Raw genomic sequence first — 4,384 nt, 5'->3', positions numbered from 1 at the left:
GCGGAACATCAGCACCACCACGAGCAGCACGAACGCGACCACGTCGCGCCACTCGCTGCCGAACACCACCTGGCCGTAGTTCTCCATCACGCCGAGCGCGAGTCCGCCGAGCAGCGCGCCGCGCAGGTTGCCGATGCCGCCGAGCACGGCCGCCGCAAACGCCTTGATGCCCAGGATGAATCCGCCGTTGTAGATGATCCCGGACGGGATCTTCAGGGTGTAGAGCAGCGCGGCGGCGCCGGCGAGGACGCCGCCGAGCAGGAAGGTCAGCATGATGATCCGCTCCCGCGAGATCCCCATCAGGGTCGCGGTGTCCGGGTCCTGCGCGACCGCGCGGATGCCGCGGCCGAACCGGGTGCGGTTGATGATCATGTCGGTGAGCAGCGTGAGCAGCAGCGCCGCCACGATGATCACGACCGTCACGTTGGTGACCACCGCGCCGCCGATCGTGAACACCTCCACCGGTTGGACCAGTTTGATCGGCTGCTGCGCGTTGGTGCCGCCGAGTCCGGGCCAGATCTTCGGCAGCACGTAGTGCACGAATTCCTGGAGCACGAACGACATCCCGATCGCCGTGATCAGGAACACCAGCGGCTTCGCGCCGCGTCGGCGCAGCGGCCGGTAGGCGACGCGTTCGAGGCCGACGGCCGCGGCCCCGGAGACAGCCATGCCGAACAGCATGGCCAGCCCCAGGAACACGACCGTCGCGACGACCCCCTCGTTGTAGGCGTTGCCGCTGGGGGTGAACCCCATCAGCTCCAGCGCCACGTACTGACCGAACATGCCGAGCATGAAGATCTCGGAGTGCGCGAAATTGATCAGCCTCAACACCCCGTAGACCAGCGTGTACCCGATGGCCACCAACGCGTAGATGGCGCCGTAGCTCAGCCCGTCGATGGTGAGCTGCCAGAAGCTACGGGTCAGCCCCTCGACGTTGAAGTCGATGTTGCCGGCGTACAGGGTCGCCGTCTCGGCGAGGGCGATCGCACTCATCGGGCCTCTCTCGGACCGTCGCGGTGGGTCAGTTGACCTTGTAGATCTCGATCAGGGCGTTCGACAGCTCGCCCTGCGGGTTCCACTGGTACCGCTTGCCGACGCCCTGGCCGTCGTAGGCCTTGACGAACTCCAGCATCGCGGCGCGGTCCTTCACGCCGGAGTCGATGGCCGTGAGCATGATCGTGGTGAGGTCGTAGCCCTCCACCGAGTACACGCCCGGGGCCTGGCCGTTGAACTCCTGGTACTCGGTGGCCAGAGCGGGCGGCGCCGGGATGCAGGGGCAGGTCAGGACGGCGTCCTGCGCAGCGCTGCCGGCCTGCTTGACGAACTCGGGGTCGTTGGAGCCGTCGCCGGAGCTGAAGGTCGCGGTGACGCCGCCCTCGCGCAGCTGGGTCACGAACGGCGCGGCCTCGGCGTAGTAGCCGGAGTACCAGATCGCGTCCGGGGCGGCCGCCTTGATCTGCGAGACGGTGGCCGAGAAGTCCTTCTGGCCGCTCTTCACGCTGGCCGCGCAGCCGGGGTCGGCGGCGGCGCCGAGCTCGGCGGTCACCACCTTCGCCAGGCCGACGCCGTAGTCGGTGTCGTCCTGCACCACACACACCTTCTTGGCGTCGAGCGTGCCGGTGAGGTACTTGGCGACGACGGAACCCTGGCTGTTGTCGTTGCCCAGGCCGCGGAAGAAGGTGGTCCAGCCGTTCTCGGTGAGGGTCGGGTTGGTGGCCGACGCGGTGAGGAACGGCAGGCCGGCCTGGTTGAAGATCGAGCCGGTGGCCTTGGTCTCGCCGGAGAACGCGGGCCCGAGGAGCCCGATGACGGACTGGTCGCCGACGATGTTCGGGGCCACCTGGGTGGCCTTCTGGGGGTCGCCCTCGGTGTCGAACTGACGCATCTCGACCTGGCAGTTCGGGTTGGCCTGGTTGTGCTTGTCGAGGGCCAGCTTGGCGCCGTAGAGGATGTTCTGGCCGAGGGCGGCGTTCGGCCCGGTGAGCGCCCCCGCCATGGCCAGGGTGACGCCGGAGCAGGTCGCGTTGCCGCTGCCGGCCGGGTTGACCGCGTCGGTCACGTCCGCGGTGGGCACCTCGCTGCCCTGGGCGTCCAGGAGCACCTGCGGCTGGATACTCAGTGCGCTCGAGGAGGAATCCGAGGACGTGCCGCCGGAGGATCCGCCGTCGGTCGACTTGCTGCTACATCCCGCGACCACCAGTGTCGCGGCCACTCCCACGATCAATGCGCCCTTCGCTGCACGACGATGCACGTCCCACCTCCGAAATAGGTGCTCCCCGGTCGCGCCGGAGGGGCCGACCACGCCAGCCCGGGGAAAACATATCCCCGCTGGAATCACCGTGCATCACAATGGAATATCCACGGCGTTTCGCTTTTCCGTGCGCACAATTACGTGGCAGCGAGGTACGAAACATGCCGGAAACGCCCCGGTGACCGCCGGGGCGCTTCCCGCGGCCGGGCTTCTGCTCCGAGGAGCGGTCAGCCGGCGCCGAGGGTATCGAGGATCACCGTCGCGACGACCTTCATGCTGGTGCGGCCGTCCATCGCGGCGCGCTGGATCCACTTGAACGCCTCGGGCTCGGTCAGCGACTGCGAGGTCATCAGCGCGCTCTTGGCCCGCTCGACCAGCTTGCGGGTCTCGATGCGGTCGGTCAGGTTGACCACCTCGGCCTCGAGGGCGGAGAGCTCCGCGAACCGGCTCACGGCCAGCTCGACGGCCGGCACCAGGTCCGCCTTGGAGAACGGCTTGACCAGGTACGCCATCGCACCGGCGTCACGGGCCCGCTCGACCAGCTCGCGCTGACTGAACGCGGTCAGGATCACCACCGGCGCAATGCGTTTCACGGCGATCTCCGACGCGGCGTCGATCCCGTCGCGGCGAGGCATCTTCACGTCCATGATCACCAGGTCGGGCAGCAGCTCCTCGGCGAGCTCGACGGCGCGCTGGCCGTCCCCGGCCTCGCCGACCACGTCGTAGCCCTCCTCGCGGAGCATCTCGACCAGGTCCATGCGGATCAGGACCTCGTCCTCGGCGACCACCACACGGCGTGGGGCGGGTCCTTCTCCCTGCGTGACAGGAGCGTTCATCGTTGCCTTCCTCTACTGCCGGCCACCTCGGAAACGTGGCGCAAGCCTTTTGAAGGGTACCGGTGCTTGACCCTGCCACCCGATCTTCTAGAGTGGGTAACCGCACCAGCCCTCGTATCCCAATTGGCAGAGGAAACGGATTCAAAACCCGTGCAGTGTGAGTTCGAGTCTCACCGAGGGCACCAGTAAGGCCAGACCAGAGCAGGTTTTCGAGCGGGTACCCCCGTGGGGGTACGTCAGTTCTCACTCGCAGTCACTCGCAGCAGCCCTAATTCTCCAGCGCATCGAGCGCGTCGAGAAGATCGAGCGCCGTCATCGCGCCGCCCTTCTTGCCGGGGACCTTGCCCGTCAGCGCGGCCGTCCAGTCGCCGTCGAGGCGGGTCGCGAGCGCGTCCAGCTCGTCAGGGAACAGGTGGCCGTACCGGTCGAGAGTGAGCGTGGCCGTCTTGTGCCCCAACATCTTCTGAATCACCTTGATGCCCGCGCCGGACCGGATCGCCAGGGACGCCGCTGTATGCCACAGCTCGTGAGGCACGAGACCGTCCACACCGGCCGCCATGGCCGCCGGGTCGAACCTCCAACGGAACTCCCCCATCGTCATCCACTCCCCGCCCTTGCCGGGGAAGACGAGCGCGGTGGCCTTGCGACCCTTGACGACATCTCGCAGCAGCGCGACCAAGAAGGCGGGGACCGGCACCGAGCGCGACTCGTGACCCTTGGCGGTGCCCTCGCACGAAGCCGGAGCCRGTCACGTAGGTAACCGAGCGACGCACCGTGAGCCGAGCGCCGTCGAGAGGACCAACAACATGTTGACCCTCCCGGTCCGGTGCCCTCGCGGGCACGAGCTGACCGCGCGCACGACGACGATCGTCATCATGAGCGGGGCCGACCCCCGACCCGTCGCGTGGTCGTGCGTCCGGTGCCTGCGATCCGCGTGCTGGCGCGCGCACTACGACCGGCACAGCGACCCGGCCGAGCGAGGTAGGCCGCTCCCGGCCGACGAGCTGGCCGAGACCCGGTTCATCCGCCAGGCGAGCTGGCGCGCCGGACGGGAACCCGCCGGGTGGACCAAGCGGGTGCACTTCGTGAGCGGGGGGGTACGACCGGGAGGACTCGACGCCGGAACTGCGTGCCACCCGCAAGCGAGTCAACGAGCAGCCAGTGGCACCGCTGATAGCTTCCAGTGCATGACGAAGGGTTATGTCCGGGCAATCGTGATACCACTCGGCCTCATCCTTGGAGCCGCCTTCTGGTGGTGTTTCCTGGTGGGGCTGATCGTCTTTGGCCACCTCCGAGC

The 4,384-nt window shown here is 68.0% G+C and carries 4 protein-coding genes and 1 tRNA gene; 1 reads left to right on the top strand and 4 read right to left on the bottom strand.

Translation table 11 applies throughout. The annotated features are described in order from the left end of the window. The 3 genes from AC1DU4_RS26060 to AC1DU4_RS26050 form a co-directional block, all read right to left on the bottom strand. Positions 1-993 (bottom strand): branched-chain amino acid ABC transporter permease (locus AC1DU4_RS26060; protein WP_477844836.1); only part of this gene is annotated, 993 nt, incomplete at its 3' end. 28 nt (positions 994-1,021) lie between these two features. Then, on the bottom strand, positions 1,022-2,251 hold the full coding sequence (locus AC1DU4_RS26055) for a branched-chain amino acid ABC transporter substrate-binding protein (RefSeq protein ID WP_477844834.1): 1,230 nt from the start codon (positions 2,249-2,251) through the stop codon (positions 1,022-1,024). 227 nt (positions 2,252-2,478) lie between these two features. Then, entirely contained in the window at positions 2,479-3,087 is a 609-nt protein-coding gene (locus AC1DU4_RS26050) for an ANTAR domain-containing response regulator (RefSeq protein ID WP_477844832.1), read from the bottom strand. A gap of 108 nt (positions 3,088-3,195) precedes the next feature. Here AC1DU4_RS26050 and AC1DU4_RS26045 point away from each other — a divergent pair. After that, a tRNA-Leu gene (locus AC1DU4_RS26045) sits at positions 3,196-3,272 on the top strand. Between the two features lie 83 nt (positions 3,273-3,355). Here the strand turns inward: AC1DU4_RS26045 and AC1DU4_RS26040 are convergent. Beyond that, positions 3,356-3,784 carry a tyrosine-type recombinase/integrase gene (locus tag AC1DU4_RS26040; RefSeq protein WP_477844830.1) on the bottom strand — a complete coding sequence of 143 codons (429 nt, stop codon included), beginning with the start codon at positions 3,782-3,784 and terminating at the stop codon, positions 3,356-3,358. Positions 3,785-4,384: the final 600 nt, after the last annotated feature.

Source organism: Rhodococcus sp. P4_F5, assembly GCF_056401315.1.
The sequence above is the reverse complement of the archived record's forward strand: the minus strand, read 5'-3'. Positions and strand labels throughout refer to the sequence as shown.